Source organism: Pantoea sp. QMID4, from assembly GCF_030270445.1.
GTDB lineage: Bacteria > Pseudomonadota > Gammaproteobacteria > Enterobacterales > Enterobacteriaceae > Pantoea > Pantoea vagans.
This window is the reverse complement of record NZ_BSXL01000004.1, coordinates 379,135-403,731: the sequence shown is the minus strand read 5'-3', so window position 1 is coordinate 403,731 and position 24,597 is coordinate 379,135. Positions and strand designations below refer to the sequence as shown.

Sequence of the window (24,597 nt, the reverse complement as noted above, 5' to 3'; positions counted from 1 at the left end):
GAGCGTTTCAGGAGATCGACATTGAAGCCGTTGTATGACGATTTGTGGATCTCAACCCCGGAATTCCCGGTGGAAGATGCCGTTAATGACCTGATGATGCATGGCTTTATGCTGCGTCACCCGCGCGGCAATCTGCTGATTGGCCGCGTTGAAAACCCGCTCGATCATGAAGTGATTGCCGATACCGGCGGCGTGATCCGTCACTATCTGACCCACTGGCACGAATCCGCGCCTGGTGCGGCGGTGATCCAGCAGCGTTTCAGCAGCGCGCTTTACTGCCACCGCCGCTCATTAGGCCCTATCAGCCGTTTTGCGGAGCCTGATGACATCTTTTCGCAGCCGGAGACGCACTTCGGCGATTTCCATTTGCTGCCGACGCCCGGACACACGCCGGGCAGTTGCAGCTTTCTCTATACCTCGCCGCTGGGGCTAACCTATCTGTTTGTCGGCGATACCGTGACCCGTTCTCATGACAACTGGATCACGGTGCTGATGCCGGACAGTAATCCCGCTGAGCTGAGTCAGACGCTGGAATTTTACCGCTCGCTGCGCCCCGACGTGGTGATGATGAGCACCACGCGCGGGCATCTTTCCTGGAAAAAAGTGACGCTGCAAAGCTGGCTGGCTGCCATCGATGAAGCTGAACAGCATCCCCTGGATCTGCGTGAAAATCCGCTGTTCTGATTACAGTTCTTTGGTCAGATAGTGCCGCTGATGATGATCCATATAGTTCGCCAGCGTAAGCCGCAGGGTATAGCCGAGTTTTTCATAAAACGGCCGGGCCTGAAAACTGGCGGTATCCACCTGTGCATAGCGGCAGCCGCGATTCCGCGCCTCCTGCTCGGCAGCCTGCATCAGCTTACTTCCCGCACCCTGCCCGCGTAGCACTTCGCTCACCCAGAGCATGTCAATCCGCAGCCAGCTACCGGTGGTTGAGCCGGTCAGTCCGGCCAGCTTTCTGCCCTGCTCATCACGAATAAACACCCTAATGGACCTGATTGTATTCACATCATAAAATTTGCTGTTGTACACATTCAGGCCAAGACGGACCTCATCCAGATCCTGCGCGGTAACGTTGTCGGTAATCTCAGGTTGCATAGTGGCTCCAGAGGGTTAACTGTCGGAACGCTGACGATCGTCGTAACGCTCCAGGGTCAGCGCATCAACATCGCGTTTTTCGCTGCGGCTGCAGGGCAGCAGTTTATCGCTGTCGCGGTAAACAAAGAAGGTTGCCAGGCTGCGCTGGTTCACAATCAGCTGATCGCCATTGCGAAAACGGGTAATCGCCACTTGATCGCCCGCTTCTAAGCGGGTTCGCTGCTGACCGGCGGCAATCTGGAAGTGATTTTCTGGCCACATCAGGGTGGTTAAACCATATTCGGCACGCGAAACCGTCATGATAGGCCGGCCGGGACAGTTAAGCTGAAATTCGGTTTCACTCCAGGCGGGTGCGATATGACAGGCCAGCAGGCCCAGGGCAATTAACGTTGCCTTCATACTGTGTCTCCACTGATTTTATTAGGAATTTTCTTAGCTTAACATATAAAAACCAGAGGAGAGGCGTGAGGCGAGCGGGACTGAGACCATTAAAAGGTGGAATCGGTGTGCGAAAAAACCTGAAAGTTGAGAAAAGATAAAGTAATCCGGCCAGCCTTACAGCGTCCCCGCCTGGCCGGATAGTGACTATTCGGCTGCCACCTCGGCGGCCACTAACATCAGCGCCAGCCCGGCATTTTCGCTATCATAAGCCTGCATAGCTGCACGAATCTTCGCTGAGCAGGCGAGCACCTGTTGCTTCTTATCGGCTTCCAGTTCGTCAATCGCGTGGCGAATAATCATTAGACTTGCTTCTTCTTCTTTCATCATTTATCCCTGGATTTGCCTAAGTGGTGCGCAAAGGAGCCAAGAATAACGTTTATTGATAAGCAAAGTCACCCCTTTACATTCCTGGTGCTTAACGATTAAACAAATCACAAACAGGAAGCGTAGCGGAAACTGCTATAATTAAGTAATTTGTGGTGCAACAGGATAGACTCTGCGCCACAACACTCCCAGGGATTGAAGCAGGTAGAAAATCATGATGCGACTCAGCATTTTAATCCTCATCGCGATGGTGACTGGATGTTCATCTGGCCCGAAAGGGGTGGAATGTCCGGGTGAGGTCTCGACAATTTATGGCCAGTCGATGGGAGAGACTCAGGGCATGATTTTTGACCTGGTTAACAGCTTCACCGTGACACGGGACAATGTCAGCGTAAACAGTGGCCCGCTGCAGTCGCTGGATCGATTCAGATATATCCCCTCCGCCGTAACGCGTGAAGGCTACTATGCGCAGCGCCTGTCAGATAAGCAGTTCCGCCTGATTAACCCTTACCAGGACACCCAAATCACCTGGACCTGTCCATAAGGGATGAATCCTGCTGCCAGATGGTTTATTGTCAGGAAACGTCAAGCAGCAGGGCTCCCCGATGGAAAAGCGTCTGGATAACAATGGTTATATCGACTTCCCCTTCCCCGCTACGCGCAATGTGGATGGCTCTGTTAATCCCTGTGGCTTTGATCTGACGCTGGAAACCGGTCGCCTTGAAGAGATCGTTGTGCTGAATCGCTCAGCGAATCTGCGCCGACTGGTCGAGGAGGTTAACCTGCAGGAGGGGCTGTTCATGACCCTGGCCTGTGACTGGCAGCAGCAGGAAAAGGCGGTCTGTGGTTTTATCGATGTGGCTTTTCGCCCCGACCAGCCGCAACACGGCTTTGAGGAAGCCCTGCAGCTGGAAGCGAGCTTTAATCGCTACCTGAACGGACAGGAGCAGCAACATCAGCTGCCCGCCGGGACACTGGTCAACTATGCCCGTTCAGTGCTCGACTGGAGCTGGTCGCCGCTGCGTCAACGTCAGCGCGATTACGAAAAAATCACCATCCAGTTCTATTGTCCGCAGGCCGATGACGCCGAATGGTGTTTTGACCATCTGCGTCATTTCCTGGTGAGCGTCTACCCGACCTGCATCGCCACCCGTTCACTCTGATCCCCTCTGCCCCCGGAGTCGTTATGCGTCCTGCTGTGCTGTCTGTTTTTACGCTGTTCTGCTCGCTGTTTTTTGCCGCATCGGCACAGGCCGATCGCTGCCAGCAAATTCGCGCCGGTCTGGATATCGGTTCCGGTACCACCAAAATTGCGGTGGCGCGCGTCAATGTCTGCCAGCAGCGCATTGAAAAAGTGCTGTATCAGGATCAGCGCGCCGTGGCCTGGAATGACGCATTAGCCCATTCAGCGGATAACCAGCTGAGTCCGTCAGTAACTCATGACGGTGCCGCCGCACTGCAGCAGCTGGTGGCGCACGCACAGCGCTTTCATCCGCAGCGAATCAGCGGCGTGGCGACGGCGGTGTTTCGCAACGCCAGCAACGGTCAGGCCGTAATTGAACAGTTGCAGCGCCAGAGCGGTGCGCAAATCAGCATTATTTCGCAGCAGCAGGAGGCGACGCTCGGCTTTATCTCTGCCAAAGCTGCGCTTAACGATCCAATGGTCCGGGATGAGCAGTTGCTGGTCTGGGATATTGGCGGCGGGTCGATGCAGATGACTGCATGGCGACAGCAGGCGGGCAAGCCGGTAGTGGATATCTATCAGGGCAGACTGGCTTCGGTGACGCTGAAAAACTTTATCCTGACGGTGCTGAAGAACAGCCCGAAGGCTGAATCCCCTAATCCCATTGGTTCCTGGCGGCAGTCAGTACTGCGCTTTGTGCAGTTTTATGCGACTAACGAAGTGAGCCCGCAAATTAAACAGGATGTGGCCGGTCGTCGGGTAATTGGCATCGGAGGCGTACACGGTTTTTCGATTCGCAATCAGTTACCAGGCAAACCCAACCGCTATACGCTGGCGACACTGCGCCAGCTCTCGCAGCAGCAGGTCTGGAAAGGCGACAGTGAATTGTCTGGCGACTATCGCGCCACGGACGTGAGTAATCTGTTGCTGGTGGAAGGGTATATGCAGGCGCTGAAAATCAATGAGGTGGAAATTGTTGAGGCCAGCCTGATTCAGGGCGTGCTGCTGCAGTAGCGCAACGCTTCCACATTATTCGCTAAACGTCGGGCTTAACCAGCCGGATAGCGTGATCCAGCATTCGCTGCTCATCCCGTTCACTGTGGGCGCGCTGCTGCCGGGTCCGTTTAAGCAGGTCATAGATTTCGCCACGCCGGGTATCATGACCGCGCTCCATCAGCACAATGACTGCATCACCAATAACGCGGCAGACTTCATCATAGTCATCATCATTCAGTGCATCACGTTTCATCGTTTCTCCTCCGGCTGTGACTCTCTTCTCAAAAGGCTAGACAGGAAATGGCTGGCCCGCAAACGCAGCGCCATTAACAGCCAGAAATGATTTTTTAACGCCTTAACGGGCGCTGACGGAGCAGAACTCACTATCTTTGCTACGCTTTGAGAGTCTTACTCAAAACCAAGGAGCATTTAAATGTCAGGAAAAATCGAAGATAAAGTAAAAGAAGCCGCTGGCGCAGTTCAGGAACAATGGGGTGCAGCAACCGGTTCATCCGAGCATCAGGCTAAGGGCGCAGCGCGTCGTTACACCAACCAGGCAAGCTATGCTGCACGTGATGCTGCTGAGACCATTCGCGATCAGGTTCAGTCCAATCCTGTTGCCGGTCTGGCCATTGCTGCAGGCGTTGGCGTATTTATCGGCTTCCTGCTGGGTCGCAAGTAATACCGCCACACGTCCACAGAACGGGAGCCGATGGCTTCCGTTTTTTTTGGCGTTGACTGACCGCATGCTGAGAAACATCTGAAAGATAAGCTTTCACGGGCCAGCGTACGGTGAATCTTCGGTCTTAATTACATTCTCTCTCTGACAACATCAAGGTGACATCATGAAAACGATTCCTGCTTTGCTGCTGGTTGTAGCGACTTTAACCTCTCTGGCGGGCTGCTCGCATAAGAGCGACGCGATTAAAGAAGATGGCCGTCCTCATGCGCCAAGTGGCCAGTCTTCTCCGGGCGGCACCCTGGGTTCAGGCCCGGTGGGTCAGCCTCAGTCGTAATATCCTGCCCCGGCACACGTGCCGGGGTTTGTTTTTTATATTGAATAGCACCCGTAAAATAAACTCTCTAATAGTTACCCTGCTAGTAATTAAGGTCGGGATTAAAAAACGCCGGGAATGTCATTATTATAAGAAACATCCCAACTCTTTTCGAAAATTGCCTATCTCTTTTACACAATTCTGTATATATACCCTGAATAAACAACACTAAAATTGTGGAAACAGTTTAAACAAATATTCGACTAACGATAAAAAAAGATTCCCCCTACTGAACTTTAGACGTATGAATATCCTCTAATAATGCACAACGCCTTTTGTTTAATGTTATTGATACGTTCAAGAGAATTCAGACGTGAAGAAAAAAAAGATTTATCTGATAGACCGACTTTTAACGCTTTATTCTCGATTTTCAGGCAGAAAAAAACAACAAGCTCTGCAGGCGCTGACACCCGGCACAGTAGTGATTTACTCCACTACGGCACTGGGCGATTTTCTGATGAATACACCAGCTATCTGGAGTCTGAAGAATCGCTTCCCCACCAGCAAGTTTATTCTGGTTTCCAGTAAGAAAAATAAGGACCTGGTCAGCCGATATAACTGGTTTGATAAGATCTATATCTGGGATAACAAAGTGGCTAATTTCCTGCCGCTATTTATCAAACTGCGTCGCCAGAAACCTGATTTGTCAGTGATATTACATGCCCATTTTCCCTACGATATTATGAGCTCAGTACTGACCGGCAGTAAGGCAATTGTGCGCGATCATTACGGCAGCGAATCCCCGGTGCTGAATAAATATCTTGATCACTATTCAGGCTATTTCGACGATCACACCATCAAGCGCAAGCTGAAGCTGATCGAAGCGCTGGGCGCAGAGACAGAGCAGACCCGGATGCATCTGCCCGAGGTAAATAGCCGCCCTGCTGCAACGGCCAGTCATCGCCGTATCGGTTTTCAGTTAGGCGCATCTAAAGATATTCGCCGCTGGCCGCTGGCTTCATTCAGCCAGCTGGCGACCGCGTTGCTTGAACGCTGGCCTGACGCTGAAATTATTGTTACCGGTACAGCTGCTGAGCAGCCTCTTGAGAAACAATTCATCGAAAGCCTGCCGCCGCATTGCCGTAAGCGTGTGACGCCAATGGCAGGCAAAACGAATCTCAGCGGTCTGATTACCCTGATCCGCACGCTGGACCTGCTGGTCACCGGTGATACCGGTCCACTGCACATCGCCGTGGCGGCACAGACGCCAACGGTCAGCCTGTTCTCAACCGCAAATCCACGCTATACCGGCCCCTGTCAGGATAGCGATCGCCATATTGTTATTCATCGCCCGGATAAAACGGCGTCACAGCATCCGATGGCGTCGATTAAGGCCGAAGAAGTCGAGCAGGCCGTGGCGAAACTGGTGGGGTAATGAACGATCTTTCTCACGCCATTATTGCGCTGATTGAATACCACAATCAGCCAACCGCCCTGGGCAAGTTCCGGAAAGTGGATCGGGCTGATTTTCATCTGCAGCAGCTGCCGCTGAATGAGGTGGAGTTCGCGATTCTGATGAATGATTTTTTTGCCACGTTCAACGTCTGCTCTGCGCGTTATGATGATGCCCGCTATTTTCCGGCGTCGCACCCGCGGCGTATGACACCGATGAAGTGGTTTAAATCTGGCGAATATTGTCCCGTAACGGTCGCGATGCTATGTGAAGCGGCCAGCCGTGGACGCTGGCCTGAAACAGATTACTGAATAATCGTATGGACGAAGGCGTCATAGACCTCGCGGCTGCTCAGCGCGTTGACCTCACGTGACGCCGGTTGCAACACCTGATAGTTAACCTTCCACGGATGCCAGCACGCCGGATCGCTGTCACCAAACAGCGCCACCACTGGCAGGCCCAATGCGGCACCGATGTGCATTGCCCCGCCATCACTGCTCACCAGCCCCTGACACAACGACATAGCCGCAATCAGCTGCGGCAGGCTGGTCGTCGCCACTGCCTTTATCGGCAGGTGCGGGCAGAGCGCCATGATTTCACGCGCTTTTTCATCATCCCCTGGATGACGCGGATTATCGCGGCTGCCAGGGGACCAGAGCAGCATGATCTGGCAGGGATGATGCGTCGCAATTTTCTCAGCCAGCCCGGCAAACCGCGTGGCGTCCCACTGCTGACTCGGCTTGCGGGCGCTTATCTGGAGTGCATAGACCGGAAGAGTGGGATCAATCGCACAGGTGTCTCGCAGGCTGGCCGCAATAGCCGCATCCGGCCGCAACATCAGTTTGCCTGGCACGTTGGCGCTGAGATGCAAATCCCGTCCCAGGCTAAACAGGGTTTCGCTGATATGACAGGGTGGCTGGCTGGGCGGCGGGAGTAAATCGCTGATCAGCGGATGCGGCTGCTGCCCCAGCGCGATCACTCTGGCGGGACGCACGATTTTAACCCACTTCAGCCCATGCTGATCCCAGCGGCTTTTGGCCAGAATCACTATGTCGTAACGCTGCTTTTTCAGATTCAGCATCAGCTTCAGTCGCTGTAACACACAGGCCAGTCGTCCCTGTCCTGCCTCACGGTGATGCAACTTGGTGTAATAGAAGAGCTGCCGGATATCGGGATTATGCTCCAACACGGGCGCAGCGTAGTTGTTGGTCAGTACATCTACCTGATACTGGCCCGACTGCGCCAGCGCACTGATGAGCGGCGTGGTCAGCAAGGTATCGCCAATATTATCCCGACAAATAATTAAAACCCGCATGTCTGACATCCTCTGCGCACAGGCTACGCCGTTCTGGCTGAATAAAAGTGAGACTCGCCCGATTAACGTCTCTGAAGCGTTAACGTAACGGCATAAGTCAGCAAATTAGTCAGCGCAGATTGAGGTTGGTTCCATGGTCGCCGTATTGCTGAAAGCCGATGGGGCTTTTCAGGCAAGTGAAATGCTGACGCATCAGCCGGATGATCGATTCAACAAAACCCGTTTTGAGGTTGTCAGCGTAAAGAAGGAGAAAAGGCCGCGAATGGCTGCCTGACGCGGTGGTTACATTACCGGGATTATTAGCTGTCGCTATTGTTCAGCAGGGTGATGGCCAGCCTCATAACGGGTTCAGGCTCAATGCCGGTGAACATCCGCTGAATTTTTTCAGTAATGGCCTCGCGGGTTACCGGCTTATCCTCAGCCACAATTTCCATCACAGCCTGACCATACAGCAGTCGACATGCCGCAATGGCATCACTTACAGCCTCATCATCCATAATGTCCTCCTTGTGTATCGGCAGAAGAGTACACCCCTGTGGCGACGGGATCATACTGAACTTTTTATTTTGCGGCACAGATTACAAAAATGAATCCTGTGAAACGAGCAGAGGCCTGGCGCGTCACCGTCAATGCCGGGCACTTACCTGAAGCAGAGGGCTATTAGTCGTTCAACAGTTCAAGCGCGACATTGTAAATCAGCGCAGGCTGCGCATCAGGTAACATCACCTTTATTTTGCTTCCAGAGCGTGGTTAATGCCCGGCTGATTATCTGCTGATAATTCCAGCACAGACTGCCCAAACATCAGGCGACAGATATAAATTGCGTCTTTTGTAAAATTAGCGTCCATAAACCCTCCTTATGAGTGAGGTATTACAGTAACGATATTCAGCCACAGACAGATGCCAATTGTGCGTTCACGGTTTCTTTTGCAGTGGCATCAGATAATGCAATTTGCAGAAATATTAAAATACTCAGCCACAGGTAAGAATTTATCAGGATGCGGATAACGTAAAGTCATTCAGTCATACGTTGAAGGGAGATACTAAGAGCCTGTTAATCGCCAGGGGAAGCAGAGCGTTAATGCTGAACAGGTCATCGCTGAAGAGAGGATGTGGTGAGGAGGGAAAAGAGTAAAAAGCAGACACAAAAAAGCCCGCTAGCGTTTACCGCTATGCGGGCTTAAGCAGACATTACATATTTTCGATGATCGCGTCACCAAACTCTGAACATTTCAGCAGTTTAGCGCCATCCATCAGGCGTTCGAAATCGTAAGTCACGGTCTTGTTAGCGATAGCGCCTTCAACACCTTTAACAATCAGGTCAGCCGCTTCAAACCACTCCAGATGACGCAGCATCATTTCTGCGGACAGAATCACTGAACCTGGGTTCACTTTATCCTGACCGGCATACTTAGGCGCAGTACCGTGGGTTGCTTCGAACAGTGCACACTCATCACCGATGTTAGCGCCTGGTGCGATACCGATACCGCCAACCTGTGCCGCCAGGGCGTCAGAGATGTAGTCACCGTTCAGGTTCATACAGGCGATAACGTCATATTCTGCAGGACGCAGCAGGATCTGTTGCAGGAATGCATCAGCAATCACATCTTTAACGATGATCTCTTTACCGGTGTTCGGGTTTTTGAACTTCATCCACGGGCCGCCGTCGATCAGTTCACCGCCGAACTCGTCTTTCACTAACTGGTATCCCCAGTCTTTGAAAGAGCCTTCGGTGAACTTCATGATGTTGCCTTTGTGAACCAGGGTCAGTGAATCACGATCGTTGGTGATGGTGTATTCCACTGCCGCGCGCACCAGACGTTTGGTGCCCGCTTCTGAACATGGCTTAACGCCGATACCACACTGCTCAGGGAAGCGAATTTTCTTCACGCCCATCTCTTCGCGCAGGAACTTGATCACTTTGTCCGCTTCGGCAGAGCCCGCTTTCCACTCGATACCCGCATAGATATCTTCGGAGTTTTCACGGAAGATTACCATGTCGGTCTCTTCAGGGCGTTTGACCGGGCTTGGCGTGCCTTTGTAGTAACGTACCGGACGCAGGCAGACGTAGAGGTCAAGCTCCTGGCGCAGTGCTACGTTCAGTGAACGAATACCGCCGCCGACCGGGGTGGTCAGTGGGCCTTTGATGGCCACGCGATACTCTTTAATTAAGTCGAGCGTTTCCTGTGGCAGCCAGACGTCCTGACCGTAGAGTTCAACTGACTTCTCACCCGTGTAAATCTCCATCCAGGAGATCTTACGCTCGCCGTTGTAGGCTTTCTTCACCGCCGCGTCGACGACTTTCAGCATCACCGGGGAAACATCAACACCGATACCGTCACCTTCAATGTAAGGAATGACCGGATTGTTTGGTACGGTAAGCTTGCCCTGATTCAGGGTGATTTTCTGACCTTCCGCCGGAACTACTACTTTGCTTTCCATTAACCTCTCCTGGGCGTTTGTTAATGATTTGTAAGATGCGCGTCAATACTACTTGAATATTTCCGTCACGCCAATCACCGCAATTTCACGTTATAATGCGCCGAATGTTTCTGACTGCAAAGCCCATGCGAAAAACAACTCAACGAATCCACCGGGATAAACGATTCAGCCGCCCGACGCGTGCTGCGCGACGTGCGCCTGCCCGCCCTGCTGCTCCACGGCGTGTCATTCTGTTTAACAAACCGTTCGACGTTTTGCCGCAATTTACCGATGAAGCGGGCCGCCGCACCCTCAAAGATTTTGTCAGCATCGCAGACGTTTATGCCGCGGGTCGCCTTGACCGTGACAGCGAAGGCCTGATGGTACTGACCAACGACGGTGCCCTGCAGGCCGCGCTGACGCAGCCCGGCAAACGCACCGGCAAGGTCTACTATGTACAGGTGGAAGGCGAGCCCCAGGAGGCGGATCTTCAGCCTCTGCGGGATGGGGTTAATCTGAAAGATGGTATGACGCTGCCCGCTGGCGTGGAAAAAGTGGCTGAGCCGGCGTGGCTCTGGCCGCGTCAGCCGCCAATCCGCGAGCGCAAAAATATCCCGACGCAATGGCTGAAAGTCACACTGTATGAAGGCCGTAATCGTCAGGTGCGCCGCATGACAGCTCATATTGGCTTTCCCACCTTACGGTTAATTCGCTATACCATGGGGAACTATTCGCTCAATGATTTGGCTCCGGGTGTGTGGCGTGAAATCAGCGAGAGCCCCACCTGAAAACCGATTTTTTATAACCTCAGGTTAACAATTGCGGAGAAGTGATGTTTAAACCTCATGTTACTGTCGCCTGTCTGGTTCAGGCCGAAGGTGAATTGCTGGTGGTGGAAGAGACGATCAACGGTCGTGCAACCTGGAATCAGCCTGCCGGACATCTCGAAGCGGATGAAACGCTGCTGGAAGCCGCTGAACGCGAACTCTGCGAAGAGACCGGTATTGCGGCGTCGATGCACTATTTCATCGGGATAAACCAGTGGATCGCGCCCGACAGTACGCCTTTTGTGCGTTTTCTGTTTGGTGTGGATCTGGCGGAAAAAGCGCCAACCCAGCCGCAGGACAGCGACATCGATTGCTGCTGGTGGCTGCCGCCAGCGCAGATTCTCACTGCATCTAACCTGCGTTCGCCACTGGTCGCGGAAAGCGTACGCCTGTGGCAACAGGGCACGCGCTATCCGCTACATCTGGTCAGCCCGTTCCAGTGGCCGTTTCACGAGGGTGCGCGCCTGCCTTCTGCATGATAGAATGCGCCGCCTGTTTTTTTATCGTAATGCGAGCGTGTCATGTCTGACAACAGCCAGAAAAAAGTGATCGTCGGTATGTCCGGCGGCGTCGATTCTTCCGTTTCCGCCTGGTTACTGCAGCAGCAGGGCTACCAGGTTGAAGGCCTGTTCATGAAGAACTGGGAGGAGGACGATGGCGAGGAGTATTGTACCGCCGCGGACGATCTGGCGGATGCGCAAGCGGTGTGCGACAAGCTCGGTATGAAGCTGCATAAAGTTAACTTTGCCGCAGAGTACTGGGATAACGTCTTTGAGCATTTCCTCGAAGAGTATAAAGCGGGCCGCACGCCTAACCCCGATATCCTCTGCAATAAAGAGATCAAATTCAAAGCGTTTCTGGAGTTCGCAGCGGAAGACCTGGGCGCAGATTTCATCGCCACGGGTCACTATGTGCGTCGTCACGATGTGGACGGTCAGAGCCAGCTGTTACGCGGGCTGGATGGCAACAAAGATCAGAGCTACTTCCTCTATACCCTGAGCCACGAGCAGATTGCCCAAAGTCTGTTCCCGGTCGGCGAGCTGGAAAAGCCGGAAGTGCGCCGCATTGCGGAACAGCTGGACCTGATCACCGCGAAGAAAAAAGACTCGACAGGCATCTGCTTTATCGGTGAGCGCAAATTCCGCGACTTCCTTGCGCGCTATCTCCCGGCGCAGCCTGGCGAAATAGAAACCACGGAAGGCCAGATCGTCGGTGAACATCAGGGGCTGATGTACCATACTCTGGGGCAGCGTAAAGGTCTCGGTATCGGCGGCCTGAAAGAGAGCAAAGATGATCCCTGGTATGTGGTCGACAAAGATGTGGCGCGTAACCGTCTGATTGTTGCCCAGGGCGGCGATCATCCGCGTCTGATGTCCATTGGCCTGATTGCACAGCAGCTGCACTGGGTTGATCGTCAGCCGATTACCGCCCCACTGCGCTGCACGGTGAAAACCCGCTACCGTCAGACCGACATTCCCTGTGAGATTATTCCACAGGGCGACGACCGGATTGAGGTGCGCTTTAACGAGCCGGTTGCTGCGGTCACGCCAGGTCAGTCTGCGGTCTTTTACCTTGGCGATATCTGCCTCGGTGGCGGTATTATCGAACAGCGCCTGCCGTTAGTGGCGGAGTAAGCGGGCTCAGCCCGCGTTGATGACGCGTAAACAGGAGTAACCGTGGCGAAAAATTATCAGGAAATCACGCTGGCGCTGGCGGGCATCTGTCAGTCCGCCCATCTGGTGCAGCAGCTGGCTCAGCAGGGTCACTGCCAGCCCGAAGCGCTGACCGTGTCGCTGCGCAGCATACTGGACCTGAATCCTGGCTCGACGCTGGCGGTATTCGGTAACAATGAAGCTAACCTGCGCCTCGGACTTGAAACCCTGATGGCGGTGCTGAACAGCAGCAGTCGCCAGGGCGCAGGGGCTGAACTGACGCGTTACACCCTGAGTATGATGGTGCTGGAGCGCAAGCTCAGCGCCAGTAAGTCCGCCATGGCAACGCTGGCACAGCGCATTACGCAGCTGGATCGCCAGCTGGCACATTATGAACTCGAGTCAGACACCATTCTCAGCGCGATGGCTGGCATCTATGTGGATGTGATCAGCCCGCTTGGCCCGCGTATCCAGGTTACCGGTTCGCCTGCGGTGCTGCAGAATACGCAGGTTCAGAGTAAAGTGCGTGCCACCCTGTTAGCCGGTATCCGCGCTGCCGTATTGTGGCAGCAGGTCGGCGGTGGCCGACTGCAACTGATGTTCTCGCGTCAGCGTTTGCTGCGTGAAGCGAAAACCCTCTTATCCCGGCTGCCACTGACTTACTAAGTCGGTGCGGCAAAACACTGCTAAATGATTCAGGAGTTGCACTGATGGAATTATCCTCTCTGACCGCCGTCTCACCTGTCGATGGTCGTTACGGCGATAAAGTCAGCCCGCTGCGTGCGATTTTCAGCGAGTTCGGTCTGCTGAAATTCCGCGTTGAGGTTGAAGTTCGCTGGTTACAAAAACTGGCCGCGACCGCAGAGATCAAGGAAGTTCCTGCATTTGATGCCGACGCAAACGCTTTCCTTGATGCAATTGTCGCCGGTTTTTCAGAAGACGATGCCGCCCGCATTAAAACGATTGAGCGCACCACCAACCACGATGTGAAAGCGGTTGAGTATTTCCTGAAAGAGAAAGTGGCTGATATCCCTGCCCTGCATGCCGTCTCTGAATTTATCCACTTCGCCTGCACCTCTGAAGATATCAACAACCTGTCACACGCCCTGATGCTGGAAACGGCCCGCCGAGACGTGATCCTGCCTTACTGGGACCAGCTGATCAACGCCGTGAAAGGTCTTGCCAGCGAATACCGCGATATTCCGCTGCTCTCCCGCACCCACGGCCAGCCGGCGACGCCATCGACCATGGGTAAAGAGATGGCCAATGTCGCCTACCGTCTTGAGCGCCAGTTACGTCAGCTGAAGCAGATTGAAGTGCTGGGCAAAATCAATGGCGCAGTCGGTAACTACAATGCCCACATTGCCGCCTATCCCGAAGTAGACTGGCATGCGCTGAGCGAGAACTTCGTCACCTCACTGGGCATCACCTGGAACCCGTACACCACCCAGATTGAACCGCACGACTATATCGCCGAGATGTTCGACTGCATCGCCCGCTTTAACACCATCCTGATCGATTTCGATCGTGATATCTGGGGTTATGTGGCGCTGAACCATTTCAAACAGAAAACGATTGCGGGTGAAATCGGCTCATCGACCATGCCGCATAAGGTGAACCCGATTGATTTCGAAAACTCCGAAGGCAATCTGGGTCTGGCGAACGCCGTGATGCAGCATCTGGCCAGCAAATTGCCGGTCTCACGCTGGCAGCGTGACCTGACCGACTCTACCGTGCTGCGTAACCTCGGTGTGGGCGTGGGTTATGCGCTGATCGCCTATCAGGCGACGCTGAAAGGCATCTCTAAGCTGGAAGTGAACCGCGATCGCCTGCTGGACGAGCTGGATCACAACTGGGAAGTACTGGCAGAGCCGATCCAGACGGTGATGCGTCGTTACGGCATTGAGAAGCCGTATGAGAAGCTGAAAGAGCTGACGCGCGGCAAACGCGTAGACGCTGCCGGCATGCAGGCCTTTATCGACAGCCTGGCACTGCCGGAAGAGGAAAAAGTACGTCTGAAGCAGATGACGCCTGCAAACTACATTGGTCGCGCTATCCAGATGGTTGACGATCTGAAATAATGCCCGCCGCAGACCGGCTCAGTCCGGTCTGCGTTAACATCTTGTTTAATACATTTCGCGTATACTTTCTGCAGGTTGACTCAAACAGAGTGTAAGGAATTTCTATGCGAGTTCTGGTTGTTGAAGACAATGCCCTGCTGCGCCATCATCTCGCCGTCCAGTTACGTGACATGGGCCATCAGGTCGATGCCGCCGAAGACGCCAAAGAAGCTGACTATTTTCTCCGCGAACATCTGCCCGATATCGCGCTGGTGGATCTCGGCCTGCCGGATGAAGATGGCATGTCGCTGATTCGCCGCTGGCGCAGTGATGCCGTGCGTCAGCCGATTCTGGTCCTGACCGCCCGTGAAGGCTGGCAGGCCAAAGTCGAAGCACTGGAAGCCGGTGCGGATGACTATGTGACTAAACCGTTTCACATTGAAGAAGTAGCGGCACGTCTGCAGGCGCTGATGCGCCGCAACAGCGGTCATGCGTCGCAAATCATTGATATGGCACCGTTTCAGGTTGACCTCTCACGCCGTGAGCTGACGGTCAATGAAGAGCCGGTGAAGCTCACTGCCTTTGAGTACACCATTGTCGAGACGCTGATCCGCAACGCGGGCAAAGTGGTGAGTAAAGACTCGCTGATGCTGCAGCTCTATCCTGACGCTGAACTGCGCGAAAGCCACACTATCGACGTTCTGATGGGTCGTCTGCGCAAAAAGATTCTGGCGTTGCACCCCACTGATGTCATTGCCACCGTGCGTGGCCAGGGTTACCGCTTTGATCTCTGACCATGTCCTGGTTTAATCGTTACCGCCCTATTTCGCTGCGCGCCCGCTTTCTGCTGGCTTCCGCAGCGATAGTTCTGTTCCTCTCTCTTTCTTACGGCATGGTCGCAGTCATTGGCTATGTGGTGAGTTTCGATAAAAATACCTACCGGGTGATGCGCGGCGAGAGCAATCTGTTCTTTACGCTGGCGCAATGGCATGACGATAAGCTCACCATTGCGCAGCCGGAACGCATGACGCTGAATTTTCCGACGCTGGTCTTCATTTACGATGAGCATGGCAAGCTGCTGTGGCAGCAACGCGACGTGCCGGATATTCGCAAAAAGATCCGCCGCGAATGGCTGCTGAAGCCCGATTTCTACGAGATCGATACCAGCAACCGCACCAGCATGGTCGCGATGGGCAATAATCTCAATGCTAAGCAACGGCTTAATGACTGGGACACCGACAGTAACGACACCTTTACCCACTCGGTGGCCGTTAACCGTTACGATGCCACCACCAATCTGCCCGCGCTCACCATCGTGGTGGTCGACTCTATCCCGCAGGAGTTGCAGCACTCTGATGTGGTCTGGTCGTGGTTTAGCTATGTGCTGGCGGCTAACCTGATACTGATTATTCCGCTGCTGTGGCTGGCGGCGCACTGGAGTCTGCGGCCAATTGGTGCGCTGACACAGCAGGTGCGCGAACTGGAGACCAGTCAGCGTGAGAATCTGGCGGATAATCCGCCGCAGGAGTTGCGAAGTCTGGTGCGCAACCTCAATCTGCTGCTGAGCAATGAACGACAGCGCTACACCCGCTATCGCACCACCCTTTCGGATCTGACCCACAGCCTGAAAACGCCACTGGCCGTGTTGCAGAGCACCCTGCGATCCCTCCGTAATGGTAAAGAGCTGACGGTGGAACAGGCGGAGCCGGTGATGCTGGAGCAGATCAGTCGTATTTCACAGCAGGTGGGATACTACCTGCATCGCGCCAGTATGCAGGCCGATCACAATCCGCTGCAGCGCGATCTCCATTCCGTTTCCGGTCTGCTCGACAGTCTCTGCTCGGCACTGAATAAAGTTTATCAGCGCAAAGGCGTGGCGATAACGCTGGATATATCACCGGAGATGACCTTTGCAGGCGACCAGAATGACTTTATGGAAGTGCTGGGCAACGTACTCGATAACGCCTGCAAGTACTGCCTGGAATTTATCGAAGTCAGTGCTTATCAGAGCGAAAAGGCACTGCATCTCTATATCGACGACGATGGTCCCGGTATTCCTGAGAGCAAGCGCGATTTAGTGTTTGTGCGGGGACAGCGTGCCGATACGCTGCGTCCGGGCCAGGGATTAGGTCTGGCGGTGGTGCGCGATATTCTGGAACAGTATGAAGGTAATGTCATCGCCACCAGCAGTGCGCTTGGCGGAACACGTATGGAAGTGGTTTTTCAGCGCCAGGAAGTCGAACATCATCGCGAGTAGAAAACCGTCCGGGCTGTTATACTAGCTGGCATTTACAGCTCTAAGCGGAACCCCTGTATGGACTATCAGCTCGATATTAACTGGCCCGATTTTATTCAGCGCTACTGGCAGAAACGCCCGGTCGTGCTGAAGCGTGGTTTTAAAAACTTCGTTGATCCTCTTTCACCGGATGAACTGGCCGGACTGGCAATGGAAAACGAGGTGGATAGCCGCCTGGTCAGCCATCAGGACGGCAAATGGCAGGTCAGCCACGGCCCGTTTGAGAGCTATGATCATCTGGGAGAGAACAACTGGTCGCTGCTGGTCCAGGCAGTCAATCACTGGCATGAACCCTCTGCTGCGCTGATGCGTCCTTTCCGCTTCCTGCCTGACTGGCGTGTCGATGACCTGATGGTGTCGTTTGCCGTGCCTGGGGGCGGCGTTGGTCCCCATTTTGATCAGTATGATGTCTTCATTATTCAGGGTACGGGCCGCCGTCGCTGGCGCGTCGGTGAAAAAGTGGCGCTGAAGCAGCACTGCCCGCATCCGGACCTGCTGCAGGTTGAACCGTTCGATGCCATCATCGATGAAGAGCTGGAGCCGGGCGATATTCTCTACATTCCGCCAGGATTCCCGCATGAAGGCTACTCGCTGGAAAACGCTCTGAACTACTCCGTTGGTTTCCGCGCCCCCAGCGGTCGTGAGTTAATCAGCGGCTTTGCCGACTACGCCCTGGCCAATGAGCTGGGCAGCCTGCGCTTCAGCGATCCGGATGTGCCTGCACGCGATTGCCCGTCGCAGATCCTGCCGCAGGAGATTGAAGGCGTGCGCCAGTTGATGCTGGATGTGGTCAATCAGCCGGAGCAGTTTGAGCAATGGTTCGGCGAATTCATTTCGCAGTCACGCCACGAACTCGATGTCGCGCCGCCGGAACCGCCTTATCAACCTGATGAAATTTATGATGCGCTGCAACAGGGCGATGCTCTGAACCGGTTAGGTGGCCTGCGTGTCCTGACGATTGGCAGCGCGGTCTATATCAATGGTGAGCGGGTTGAGTGTTCACGCCCCGATGTCATGGCGGTACTGGCCGGTCACTATCGCATCACGCTCGACGACCTGGGTGATGCGCTGGATGATCCGGCCGTGCTGGCGCAGATCGCCGGTCTGGTGAATGCGGGTTACTGGTACTTCGGCGAAGAATAACCCGCAGCGCGGAACCGTGCGCTGCGGCTGAAACAGGCTCTCCTGCCGTCATGGCAAGAGAGCCTGTTTTAATTTAATCCTTCTTCTGTGCTGCCAGTTCTGACAGACGCACAATCACTTCCACTGACTTCGCCATGATATTCAGCGACGCGAACTCATGCTTGCCGTGATAGTTATAGCCCCCGGTAAAGATGTTCGGGCAAGGCAACCCTTTCCACGACAGTGACGACCCATCGGTGCCGCCACGAATCGGTTTCACCACCGGTTCAATGCCGCAGTCATGCATCGCCTGCAAAGCCAGGTCAATGATATGCGGGAACGGCTCGACTTTTTCACGCATGTTGCGATAGCTGTTAGTGATCTCAACCGTGACCGAGCAGTCAGGATGCAGGGTTTTGTTGATCTCCGCGGCGATCTGCAGCAGCGTCTGTTTACGCTGTTCGAAACTCTCCGTTTCAAAGTCACGAATGATGTAGAGCATCTCGGCGTGCTCGACGCTGCCTTTGATCTGGTGCAGATGGTAGAAGCCCTGATAGCCGTCGGTGTACTGCGGTTTTTCGCCGGCCGGTACGGCCGCATGAAACTGGTTAGCCAGCTCCAGCGCATTGACCATCACGCCTTTAGCGGAGCCTGGATGCACGTTGTTACCGACGATTTTGACCGTAGCCGAGGCAGCATTGAAGTTCTCATACTCGAACTCGCCCAGATCGCTGCCATCAATGGTGTAAGCCCAGTCGGCGGCAAACGCCTCCACATCAAAGTGAGAAGTGCCGCGACCGATCTCTTCATCGGGCGTGAAGGCGACGCGGATCGCGCCGTGTGGCGTATCGCTGTCAGCCAGCTGCGCCATCGCCGTCATGATCTCGGCGATACCCGCTTTATCATCCGCGCCCAGCAGGGTTTTGCCATCGGTAGTAATCAGCGTATGCCCAATCAGCTTGTGCAGCACCGGGAACATGACCGGTGACAGAACCTCGTTGCCATTACCCAGCGCAATGTCGCCACCGCGATAATCTTCGATGATCTGCGGATTAACATGTTTCGCTGTGAAATCAGGCGACGTATCCATGTGGGAGATGAAACCGATAACTGGCGTCGGCCAGTCAACATTGGCGGGCAGCGTGCCCATGACGCAACAGTGATCGCTCAGGGTGACATCAACAAAACCCAGGGCCAGCAGCTCCTCCTGCAGCTGACGCGCCAGCGTCCACTGCCCTTCACTGCTGGGCACCTGGCGCGCCTGCGGCTTAGCCTGTGTCTCAACGGCCACATAACTTAAAAAGCGCTCAAGTAACTGTTCCATATCCCATCCTTTAAAAGTGCCATGCGGTATTATTCACAGACCCGCCGGTCACAACGTTGCGTAAAATCATTCGCAGACAGGTTAGCGCTGTCGGTGACTTTTGGGAAAGTAATAAGCCCGAAAAAAACATCTGATTACGTGATTGTTGCGGCAAACCACGCAATGTTGTCAACAGCCGGTCGAATTGCCTCTGCCAGGCGGGCAAAACATGGCAATGCCTTATTTTTCAGGTATCATCCGCCCCTCTTTGCTGGCTGGCTGCACTGAGCAGCTATGCTATAACCTGTTCGACTTTAGACAGACTGAGACTAAAATGACGCAAACACGCGCACAGCAGGCGCTGGTTACGCTTTCTGGCATCAGTAAAGCTTTTGATGGTAAGACCATCATCGATAATTTTAACCTGACCATCCATCACGGTGAGTTCATCACTCTGCTTGGCCCGTCGGGCTGCGGCAAAACCACCATTCTGCGCCTGATTGCCGGACTGGAAGCGGCAGATGGTGGCCGTATCTCACTCGATGACCAGGACATTACTGATACGCCGGCCGAGCACCGTCACGTCAATACCGTGTTTCAGAGCTATGCGCTGTTCCCTCATATGACGGTATTTGAAAACGTCGCCTTTGGCCTGCGGATGCAGAAAACCCCGGAGGCGGAGATAACGTCCAGAGTCAATGACGCGCTGGCAATGGTGCAGCTGGAAAGTTTTGCCGATCGCCGCCCGCATCAGCTCTCTGGCGGCCAGCAACAGCGTGTGGCGATTGCCCGCGCGGTAGTCAATCGTCCTGAAGTGCTGCTGCTTGATGAGTCCCTCTCGGCGCTGGACTATAAGCTGCGCCGTCAGATGCAGAACGAGCTGAAAGCCCTGCAGCGTAAGCTCGACATTACTTTTGTCTTTGTTACCCACGATCAGGAAGAGGCATTGACTATGTCCGATCGCATCGTTGTCATGCGCGACGGCAAGGTAGTGCAGGACGGTACGCCACGCGAAATCTACGAAGAGCCCAAAAACCTGTTTGTTGCGCGCTTTATCGGTGAAATTAATGTCTTTGATGCTGAAGTGCTTGCCAGCGATCGCGCGCCATACGTGCGGGCCCGGGTCGAGGGACGCGAGTACGAGATCCACTGTACTTTCCCGGTCAGTGTGGGTGACCGGCTTCATGTACTGCTGCGTCCGGAAGATCTGCGGGTGCAGGAGATCCATGGTGACAGCGCATCAGATGGTCTGACTGGCTATGTGCGCGAACGTAACTATAAAGGCATGACGCTGGAGTCTGCGGTAGAGCTGGAGAACGGTAAGCTGGTTACGGTCAGTGAGTTCTTTAATGAGGATGACCCGGACGTTGATCACTCGCTTAATCAGAAGATGGCCGTGAGCTGGGTGCCAGGATGGGAGGTGGTACTGCCCTATGAAGCGGATGCGTAATGGTTTTCAGAAGGGGGTCATCGCACTGATTGTCGGCTGGCTGACGCTGTTCGTCTTTGTGCCCAACCTGATGATTTTTGTCACCAGTTTTCTGACGCGCGATGATGCACATTTCGTCAGCGCAGTGTTGACCTTCAGTAATTATACCCGGCTGCTCGACCCGCTCTATGCGCAGGTGCTGCTGCACTCGCTGAACATGGCGCTGATTGCCACGATTGGCTGTCTGCTGCTGGGCTATCCCTTTGCATGGTGTCTGACAAAACTCACACCGCGCCTGCGTCCGCTGATGCTGTTTCTGTTGATTGTGCCTTTCTGGACCAACTCACTAATCCGTATTTACGGCCTGAAAATTTTCCTCAGCACCCGTGGCTGGCTGAATGATTTCCTGCTGTCGCTGGGGCTGATCGATAAGCCGTTTCGCATCATGTATACCCCGGAAGCGGTGATCCTCGGGCTGATTTATATTCTGCTGCCGTTTATGGTGCTGCCGCTCTACTCCAGCCTGGAGAAGCTGGATAAACCGTTGCTGGAAGCGGCGCGCGACCTCGGTGCCAGTAAGCTGCAGACCTTTTTCCGTATTATTTTGCCGCTGACCATGCCGGGCATCATTGCGGGCTGTCTGCTGGTGTTGATCCCGGCGATGGGGCTGTTCTACGTCGCCGACCTGATGGGCGGCGCAAAGAATCTGCTGATTGGCAACGTTATCAAAAGTCAGTTCCTTAACATTCGCGACTGGCCATTTGGCGCGGCCACCAGCATTGTGATGACGCTGTTGATGGGATTGCTGTTGCTGATTTACTGGCGCGCAGCGCGACTGCTGAATAACCGGGTGGATTTAGGATGATGGCACGCCTGTTACGCGGCAGTTTTATGGCGATTATTTACGCCTGGTTCTACATACCGATTGTTATTCTGATCGTGAATTCGTTTAACGCCTCCCGCTTTGGCATTAACTGGCAGGGTTTCACGACCCGTTGGTACAGCCTGCTGCTGAACAATGACAGTCTGATTCAGGCGGCGCAGCACTCGCTGATCATGGGCGTGCTCTCAGCCAGCTGTGCCACACTGATCGGCGCACTCACCGCTGTCGCACTTTTTCGCTACCGTTTTCGCGGCAAGCCCTTTGTCAGTGGCATGCTGTTCGTGGTGATGATGTCGCCCGACATTGTGATGGCTATCTCCCTGCTGGTGCTGTTTATGCTGCTGGGCATCTCGCTGGGCTTCTGGTCATTGCTCTTTTCCCACATTACATTTTGCCTGCCGTTTGTGGTGATTACCGTCTACTCACGTCTGAAAGGCTTTGATGTGCGCATGCTGGAGGCAGCTAAAGATTTGGGGGCCAGCGAAACCACCATTCTGCGCAAAATCATTCTGCCGCTGGCGATGCCAGCCGTCGCCGCAGGATGGTTACTGAGTTTTACCCTGTCGATGGATGATGTGGTGGTCTCTTCCTTTGTCACCGGTCCGACGTTTGAGATTTTACCGCTGAAGATTTACTCGATGGTAAAAGTTGGCGTTTCACCGGAAGTGAATGCGCTGGCCACTATTTTGATGATGCTGTCATTGCTGCTGGTCGCGGCCAGTCAGTGGCTGCTGCGTGACAGAAATAAATAAGAGGATTGAGGATGAAAAAGAGATTTCACTGGCTGGCGGCAGGTGCACTGTTGCTGGGTATGAACGTGGCGCAGGCAGATAACAGTAATACCCTCTATTTCTACAACTGGACCGAATATGTGCCGCCGGGGCTGCTGGAGCAGTTCACGAAAGAGACCGGCATCAAAGTGATCTATTCGACCTATGAATCCAATGAGAGCATGTACGCCAAGCTGAAAACCTGGAAAGATGGCGCTTACGATCTGGTCGTACCGTCAACCTACTTCGTGGCAAAAATGCGTAACGAAGGGATGCTGCAGAAGATCGACAAAAGCCAGCTCAGCAACTTCAGCAACCTCGACCCCGACCTGCTGAATAAACCCTTCGATCCTGACAATAACTACTCGATTCCCTATATCTGGGGTGCGACGGCAATCGGTGTCAACACCGATGAGATCGACGTCAAAAGCGTGACCCGCTGGGCCGATCTGTGGAAGCCGGAATATAAGCAAAGCCTGCTGCTGACCGACGACGCGCGCGAAGTGTTCCAGATAGCGCTGCGCAAGCTGGGATACTCCGGCAATACCCGCGATCCTGAGCAGATCAAAGCCGCTTATTCTGAGCTGAAAAAGCTGATGCCCAATGTGCTGGCCTTCAACTCTGATAATCCGGGTAATCCCTTTATGGAAGGCGAAGTGAATCTGGGTATGCTCTGGAATGGCTCAGCATATATCGCGCGTCAGGCGGGCACGCCGTTAGCGATCGTCTGGCCTGAAGAGGGCGGTATTTTCTGGATGGATAACCTCGCGATCCCCGCTAACGCGAAAAACAAGGCAGGCGCAATGAAGCTGATTAACTTCCTGCTGCGTCCTGACGTCGCGGCGAAAGTGGCGGAAACTATCGGCTATCCTACACCGAACCTCGCGGCAAAGGCGTTGCTGCCACCCGCCGTGGCGAACGATCCGTCACTCTATCCGCCTGCTGACGTAATTAAGCACGGTGAATGGCAGGATGATGTGGGCGACGCCAGCCTTCTGTACGAAACCCTGTTCCAGCAGCTTAAAGCGGGCCGTTAACAGCATTAAAGAGGCGGCTATCAGCCGCCTCACCTACTTATACAGCCCGCGCAGCAGGGTATGAACAAACTCTGGCACCACTTCGCTCGCCAGTCCGTAATGCCGTTCGGCAAACTCGTTACCCACCTGGCTCGGCTCAAGATTCAGCTCAACGGTGTGCGCGCCCTGCAGTTTGGCCTCATGCACAAAGCCCGCGGCCGGATAAACATGGCCCGAGGTACCGATAGCGATAAAGTAATCGGCCTGTTCCAGCGCCTGGTAAATCTGCTCCATACCCAGCGGCATCTCGCCAAACCAGACCACGTGCGGCCGCAGCACAGAGGGGAACTGGCAGCAGGTACAGCGATCGTCCGGGGTGATATCGCCGGTCCACTCAATCACCTGACCGCTGTTGACACAGCGCACTTTTAACAGTTCACCGTGCATATGCAGCACCCGGCTGTTTCCGGCACGTTCATGCAGGTTGTCGATGTTTTGCGTAACCAGCAGGAAATTATCGCCTGACACCTGCTCCAGCTCCGCCAGCGCCAGATGAGCGGCATTAGGCTGGATGTCGGCTTCCTGCAGCTGCTGACGACGCGCATTGTAGAAACGCTGCACCAGCGCGGGATCGCGCTGAAAGCCTTCGGGCGTGGCAACGTCTTCAACGTGATGCTCTTCCCACAGGCCATCAGCCGCGCGGAAGGTCCGGATGCCGGACTCCGCTGAGATGCCTGCACCGGTCAGCACCACAATATGCGGCTGGGGATGGGCGGCCAGTTCGGCCTGACGATCGCGCTCAAAAATGCGCTGGCGAAAGCGCTGATGCACTTTTCTCCGGGTTTTCTTCAGGCGGGCAAGTCGTATGCGGCGACGTGGTGTACGCATAAAATCTCCTGGCGTAGCAGCTGCGGCGAGCCGCTCTAAACAGATTCCGGGTGAACATCACCCGATAGTAACGGTTGCTGAGGGCAAGACCCAACAGCAAAGGTCTTAAACAGATGCGGCGCGAA

At 54.4% G+C, this 24,597-nt stretch carries 29 protein-coding genes; 20 read left to right on the top strand and 9 right to left on the bottom strand.

Features of this window, described 5'->3' with window-relative positions; all coding sequences use genetic code 11:
• Positions 1-21 precede the first annotated feature (21 nt).
• Entirely contained in the window at positions 22-684 is a 663-nt protein-coding gene (locus QSK07_RS11710; RefSeq protein ID WP_285720643.1) for an MBL fold metallo-hydrolase, read from the top strand.
• Here QSK07_RS11710 and QSK07_RS11705 read toward each other — a convergent pair whose 3' ends face one another.
• From QSK07_RS11705 to QSK07_RS11695, 3 genes are all read right to left on the bottom strand, one after another.
• On the bottom strand, positions 685-1,098 hold the full coding sequence (locus QSK07_RS11705) for a GNAT family N-acetyltransferase (protein ID WP_285720644.1): 414 nt from the start codon (positions 1,096-1,098) through the stop codon (positions 685-687).
• 15 nt (positions 1,099-1,113) lie between these two features.
• A complete protein-coding gene (locus QSK07_RS11700) occupies positions 1,114-1,497 on the bottom strand; it encodes a hypothetical protein (protein ID WP_285720645.1) in 384 nt (127 codons plus the stop codon).
• Between the two features lie 186 nt (positions 1,498-1,683).
• Entirely contained in the window at positions 1,684-1,863 is a 180-nt protein-coding gene (locus QSK07_RS11695) for a hypothetical protein (RefSeq protein WP_098050913.1), read from the bottom strand.
• Between the two features lie 214 nt (positions 1,864-2,077).
• Here QSK07_RS11695 and QSK07_RS11690 point away from each other — a divergent pair, with 214 nt between their 5' ends.
• The 3 genes from QSK07_RS11690 (at position 2,078) to QSK07_RS11680 (ending at position 4,060) form a co-directional block, all read left to right on the top strand.
• Positions 2,078-2,407, top strand: a complete 330-nt coding sequence (locus QSK07_RS11690) for a hypothetical protein (RefSeq protein WP_098050914.1) — start codon at positions 2,078-2,080, stop codon at positions 2,405-2,407.
• A 61-nt stretch (positions 2,408-2,468) separates the two neighbouring features.
• Positions 2,469-3,026 carry a hypothetical protein gene (locus QSK07_RS11685; protein ID WP_275219658.1) on the top strand — a complete coding sequence of 186 codons (558 nt, stop codon included), beginning with the start codon at positions 2,469-2,471 and terminating at the stop codon, positions 3,024-3,026.
• A 23-nt stretch (positions 3,027-3,049) separates the two neighbouring features.
• Positions 3,050-4,060 (top strand): Ppx/GppA phosphatase family protein, encoded by a 1,011-nt coding sequence (locus tag QSK07_RS11680; RefSeq protein ID WP_285720646.1) that lies wholly within the window; start codon positions 3,050-3,052, stop codon positions 4,058-4,060.
• 22 nt (positions 4,061-4,082) lie between these two features.
• On the opposite strand, the gene QSK07_RS11675 is transcribed toward QSK07_RS11680, so the two are convergent.
• Positions 4,083-4,295, bottom strand: a complete 213-nt coding sequence (locus QSK07_RS11675; protein WP_013357535.1) for a DUF2767 family protein — start codon at positions 4,293-4,295, stop codon at positions 4,083-4,085.
• A gap of 180 nt (positions 4,296-4,475) precedes the next feature.
• On the opposite strand from QSK07_RS11675, the gene QSK07_RS11670 reads away from it, so the two are divergent.
• From QSK07_RS11670 to QSK07_RS11655, 4 genes are all read left to right on the top strand, one after another.
• Positions 4,476-4,724: an ElaB/YgaM/YqjD family protein gene (locus QSK07_RS11670; RefSeq protein WP_061062227.1), complete on the top strand. Its 249-nt coding sequence runs from the start codon at positions 4,476-4,478 to the stop codon at positions 4,722-4,724.
• Between the two features lie 163 nt (positions 4,725-4,887).
• Positions 4,888-5,058: a hypothetical protein gene (locus QSK07_RS11665; RefSeq protein WP_285720647.1), complete on the top strand. Its 171-nt coding sequence runs from the start codon at positions 4,888-4,890 to the stop codon at positions 5,056-5,058.
• A 352-nt stretch (positions 5,059-5,410) separates the two neighbouring features.
• Positions 5,411-6,472: a glycosyltransferase family 9 protein gene (locus QSK07_RS11660; protein ID WP_285720648.1), complete on the top strand. Its 1,062-nt coding sequence runs from the start codon at positions 5,411-5,413 to the stop codon at positions 6,470-6,472.
• Positions 6,472-6,801: a DUF1493 family protein gene (locus tag QSK07_RS11655; protein ID WP_098050918.1), complete on the top strand. Its 330-nt coding sequence runs from the start codon at positions 6,472-6,474 to the stop codon at positions 6,799-6,801. Before QSK07_RS11660 ends, QSK07_RS11655 begins: the two co-directional genes overlap by 1 nt.
• On the opposite strand, the gene QSK07_RS11650 is transcribed toward QSK07_RS11655, so the two are convergent.
• The 3 genes from QSK07_RS11650 to icd form a co-directional block, all read right to left on the bottom strand.
• A complete protein-coding gene (locus QSK07_RS11650; protein ID WP_285720649.1) occupies positions 6,795-7,805 on the bottom strand; it encodes a glycosyltransferase family 9 protein in 1,011 nt (336 codons plus the stop codon). The genes QSK07_RS11655 and QSK07_RS11650 overlap by 7 nt on opposite strands.
• Before the next feature lie 299 nt (positions 7,806-8,104).
• Positions 8,105-8,302 (bottom strand): hypothetical protein, encoded by a 198-nt coding sequence (locus QSK07_RS11645; protein ID WP_275219663.1) that lies wholly within the window; start codon positions 8,300-8,302, stop codon positions 8,105-8,107.
• A 694-nt stretch (positions 8,303-8,996) separates the two neighbouring features.
• Positions 8,997-10,247 (bottom strand): NADP-dependent isocitrate dehydrogenase, encoded by a 1,251-nt coding sequence (gene icd, locus QSK07_RS11640; RefSeq protein WP_013357495.1) that lies wholly within the window; start codon positions 10,245-10,247, stop codon positions 8,997-8,999.
• A gap of 104 nt (positions 10,248-10,351) precedes the next feature.
• Between icd and rluE the strand changes: the two genes are divergently transcribed.
• The 8 genes from rluE to QSK07_RS11600 all read left to right on the top strand — a co-directional run bounded on the left by rluE (position 10,352) and on the right by QSK07_RS11600 (position 18,204).
• Positions 10,352-11,014, top strand: coding sequence for a 23S rRNA pseudouridine(2457) synthase RluE (rluE, locus tag QSK07_RS11635; RefSeq protein WP_098050922.1), 663 nt, complete (start codon positions 10,352-10,354; stop codon positions 11,012-11,014).
• A gap of 44 nt (positions 11,015-11,058) precedes the next feature.
• Positions 11,059-11,532 carry an NUDIX domain-containing protein gene (locus tag QSK07_RS11630; RefSeq protein WP_098050923.1) on the top strand — a complete coding sequence of 158 codons (474 nt, stop codon included), beginning with the start codon at positions 11,059-11,061 and terminating at the stop codon, positions 11,530-11,532.
• Between the two features lie 42 nt (positions 11,533-11,574).
• On the top strand, positions 11,575-12,687 hold the full coding sequence (mnmA, locus tag QSK07_RS11625; RefSeq protein WP_285720650.1) for a tRNA 2-thiouridine(34) synthase MnmA: 1,113 nt from the start codon (positions 11,575-11,577) through the stop codon (positions 12,685-12,687).
• Between the two features lie 42 nt (positions 12,688-12,729).
• Positions 12,730-13,371, top strand: a complete 642-nt coding sequence (gene hflD / locus QSK07_RS11620) for a high frequency lysogenization protein HflD (RefSeq protein ID WP_098050925.1) — start codon at positions 12,730-12,732, stop codon at positions 13,369-13,371.
• A 44-nt stretch (positions 13,372-13,415) separates the two neighbouring features.
• On the top strand, positions 13,416-14,786 hold the full coding sequence (purB, locus tag QSK07_RS11615) for an adenylosuccinate lyase (protein ID WP_098050926.1): 1,371 nt from the start codon (positions 13,416-13,418) through the stop codon (positions 14,784-14,786).
• Positions 14,787-14,890: 104 nt separating this feature from the next.
• A complete protein-coding gene (gene phoP / locus QSK07_RS11610) occupies positions 14,891-15,559 on the top strand; it encodes a two-component system response regulator PhoP (protein WP_003849836.1) in 669 nt (222 codons plus the stop codon).
• A 2-nt stretch (positions 15,560-15,561) separates the two neighbouring features.
• The gene (gene phoQ / locus QSK07_RS11605; protein ID WP_098050927.1) at positions 15,562-17,022 is read left to right on the top strand and encodes a two-component system sensor histidine kinase PhoQ; all 1,461 of its coding nucleotides are present in this window, start codon (positions 15,562-15,564) and stop codon (positions 17,020-17,022) included.
• Between the two features lie 57 nt (positions 17,023-17,079).
• The gene (locus QSK07_RS11600; protein ID WP_275219668.1) at positions 17,080-18,204 is read left to right on the top strand and encodes a ribosomal protein uL16 3-hydroxylase; all 1,125 of its coding nucleotides are present in this window, start codon (positions 17,080-17,082) and stop codon (positions 18,202-18,204) included.
• Between the two features lie 73 nt (positions 18,205-18,277).
• Here the strand turns inward: QSK07_RS11600 and pepT are convergent, their stop codons facing one another.
• Positions 18,278-19,507: a peptidase T gene (gene pepT, locus QSK07_RS11595; RefSeq protein WP_285720651.1), complete on the bottom strand. Its 1,230-nt coding sequence runs from the start codon at positions 19,505-19,507 to the stop codon at positions 18,278-18,280.
• Positions 19,508-19,820: 313 nt separating this feature from the next.
• Here pepT and potA point away from each other — a divergent pair, with 313 nt between their 5' ends.
• Genes potA through potD form a run of 4 tightly spaced genes read left to right on the top strand, consistent with a single transcriptional unit; the run spans position 19,821 to position 23,605 of the window.
• Positions 19,821-20,936 carry a spermidine/putrescine ABC transporter ATP-binding protein PotA gene (potA, locus tag QSK07_RS11590; protein WP_285720652.1) on the top strand — a complete coding sequence of 372 codons (1,116 nt, stop codon included), beginning with the start codon at positions 19,821-19,823 and terminating at the stop codon, positions 20,934-20,936.
• Positions 20,929-21,780 (top strand): spermidine/putrescine ABC transporter permease PotB, encoded by an 852-nt coding sequence (potB, locus tag QSK07_RS11585; protein WP_275220076.1) that lies wholly within the window; start codon positions 20,929-20,931, stop codon positions 21,778-21,780. Before potA ends, potB begins: the two co-directional genes overlap by 8 nt.
• Positions 21,777-22,550 (top strand): spermidine/putrescine ABC transporter permease PotC, encoded by a 774-nt coding sequence (gene potC, locus QSK07_RS11580; RefSeq protein ID WP_285720653.1) that lies wholly within the window; start codon positions 21,777-21,779, stop codon positions 22,548-22,550. Before potB ends, potC begins: the two co-directional genes overlap by 4 nt.
• An 11-nt stretch (positions 22,551-22,561) precedes the next feature.
• Positions 22,562-23,605, top strand: coding sequence for a spermidine/putrescine ABC transporter substrate-binding protein PotD (potD, locus tag QSK07_RS11575; RefSeq protein ID WP_098050933.1), 1,044 nt, complete (start codon positions 22,562-22,564; stop codon positions 23,603-23,605).
• Between the two features lie 33 nt (positions 23,606-23,638).
• Here the strand turns inward: potD and cobB are convergent, their stop codons facing one another.
• Entirely contained in the window at positions 23,639-24,472 is an 834-nt protein-coding gene (gene cobB / locus QSK07_RS11570; RefSeq protein WP_098050934.1) for a Sir2 family NAD+-dependent deacetylase, read from the bottom strand.
• Positions 24,473-24,597 lie beyond the last annotated feature (125 nt).

Coding starts and splice junctions, on each gene's coding strand:
- QSK07_RS11700 (WP_285720645.1), bottom strand. CDS start 1,497: ATGAAGGCAACGTTAATTGCCCTGGGCCTGCTGGCCTGTCATATCGCA.
- QSK07_RS11670 (WP_061062227.1), top strand. CDS start 4,476: ATGTCAGGAAAAATCGAAGATAAAGTAAAAGAAGCCGCTGGCGCAGTT.
- potB (WP_275220076.1), top strand. CDS start 20,929: ATGCGTAATGGTTTTCAGAAGGGGGTCATCGCACTGATTGTCGGCTGG.
- pepT (WP_285720651.1), bottom strand. CDS start 19,507: ATGGAACAGTTACTTGAGCGCTTTTTAAGTTATGTGGCCGTTGAGACA.
- potD (WP_098050933.1), top strand. CDS start 22,562: ATGAAAAAGAGATTTCACTGGCTGGCGGCAGGTGCACTGTTGCTGGGT.
- QSK07_RS11690 (WP_098050914.1), top strand. CDS start 2,078: ATGATGCGACTCAGCATTTTAATCCTCATCGCGATGGTGACTGGATGT.
- QSK07_RS11600 (WP_275219668.1), top strand. CDS start 17,080: ATGGACTATCAGCTCGATATTAACTGGCCCGATTTTATTCAGCGCTAC.
- QSK07_RS11650 (WP_285720649.1), bottom strand. CDS start 7,805: ATGCGGGTTTTAATTATTTGTCGGGATAATATTGGCGATACCTTGCTG.
- QSK07_RS11665 (WP_285720647.1), top strand. CDS start 4,888: ATGAAAACGATTCCTGCTTTGCTGCTGGTTGTAGCGACTTTAACCTCT.
- icd (WP_013357495.1), bottom strand. CDS start 10,247: ATGGAAAGCAAAGTAGTAGTTCCGGCGGAAGGTCAGAAAATCACCCTG.
- QSK07_RS11655 (WP_098050918.1), top strand. CDS start 6,472: ATGAACGATCTTTCTCACGCCATTATTGCGCTGATTGAATACCACAAT.
- rluE (WP_098050922.1), top strand. CDS start 10,352: ATGTTTCTGACTGCAAAGCCCATGCGAAAAACAACTCAACGAATCCAC.
- QSK07_RS11705 (WP_285720644.1), bottom strand. CDS start 1,098: ATGCAACCTGAGATTACCGACAACGTTACCGCGCAGGATCTGGATGAG.
- phoP (WP_003849836.1), top strand. CDS start 14,891: ATGCGAGTTCTGGTTGTTGAAGACAATGCCCTGCTGCGCCATCATCTC.
- cobB (WP_098050934.1), bottom strand. CDS start 24,472: ATGCGTACACCACGTCGCCGCATACGACTTGCCCGCCTGAAGAAAACC.
- QSK07_RS11680 (WP_285720646.1), top strand. CDS start 3,050: ATGCGTCCTGCTGTGCTGTCTGTTTTTACGCTGTTCTGCTCGCTGTTT.
- QSK07_RS11630 (WP_098050923.1), top strand. CDS start 11,059: ATGTTTAAACCTCATGTTACTGTCGCCTGTCTGGTTCAGGCCGAAGGT.
- QSK07_RS11685 (WP_275219658.1), top strand. CDS start 2,469: ATGGAAAAGCGTCTGGATAACAATGGTTATATCGACTTCCCCTTCCCC.
- potC (WP_285720653.1), top strand. CDS start 21,777: ATGATGGCACGCCTGTTACGCGGCAGTTTTATGGCGATTATTTACGCC.
- mnmA (WP_285720650.1), top strand. CDS start 11,575: ATGTCTGACAACAGCCAGAAAAAAGTGATCGTCGGTATGTCCGGCGGC.
- QSK07_RS11695 (WP_098050913.1), bottom strand. CDS start 1,863: ATGAAAGAAGAAGAAGCAAGTCTAATGATTATTCGCCACGCGATTGAC.
- QSK07_RS11645 (WP_275219663.1), bottom strand. CDS start 8,302: ATGGATGATGAGGCTGTAAGTGATGCCATTGCGGCATGTCGACTGCTG.
- phoQ (WP_098050927.1), top strand. CDS start 15,562: ATGTCCTGGTTTAATCGTTACCGCCCTATTTCGCTGCGCGCCCGCTTT.
- potA (WP_285720652.1), top strand. CDS start 19,821: ATGACGCAAACACGCGCACAGCAGGCGCTGGTTACGCTTTCTGGCATC.
- QSK07_RS11675 (WP_013357535.1), bottom strand. CDS start 4,295: ATGAAACGTGATGCACTGAATGATGATGACTATGATGAAGTCTGCCGC.
- purB (WP_098050926.1), top strand. CDS start 13,416: ATGGAATTATCCTCTCTGACCGCCGTCTCACCTGTCGATGGTCGTTAC.